The organism is Campylobacter sp. 2018MI13, assembly GCF_018501135.1.
Lineage (GTDB): Bacteria > Campylobacterota > Campylobacteria > Campylobacterales > Campylobacteraceae > Campylobacter_E.
The window spans coordinates 1-438 of the sequence record NZ_JAHCZC010000235.1; the positions used below are offsets into that span (position 1 = coordinate 1).

Annotated in this window: 1 protein-coding gene; it reads left to right on the plus strand. The window is 46.1% G+C overall.

Annotated features, from left to right (window positions below; all coding sequences use genetic code 11):
• Positions 1-142: 142 nt before the first annotated feature.
• Positions 143-400, plus strand: a complete 258-nt coding sequence (locus KJQ99_RS09805; protein WP_214150725.1) for a hypothetical protein — start codon at positions 143-145, stop codon at positions 398-400.
• Positions 401-438 lie beyond the last annotated feature (38 nt).

The following is a 438-nucleotide window of genomic DNA, read 5'->3' on the forward strand; positions in this document are numbered from 1 at the left end:
GTTCAGTGGACTAATGGCGATGCAGAAAAGCGCATGACAGGAGCTGACTGGCTGGCAGCGATTGAGATGTACAAACCAACTGTGCGCATCGTGGAAGCTAATGTGCCACGCGCCGCTGGCATTCGCATCAAAGGAGAGTGACGTGGAAATAAAACCAGAAGATGAGTTAAGTAATATTGTTTTATTTCCGGAAAAAGAGGATGACCCGCGTAATCAGGTTAATTTTCTTTATGAGCCATCGGAAAGAACATATTGTCATCACGCTTCTGTCCGGGTTGACGAAAAAGAGCGTCAGGTCCGCTGTAAAATCTGCTGTGCAGTTGTGGAGCCGTTTGACTGGATGCTCTCTGTGGCGAAAAGAGAAACCAGACTGGCAGATGATGTAAGGCTATTGCGCTAGGAGGAACAGGAAAGACGGAAAAATATAGAAAAGTTAAT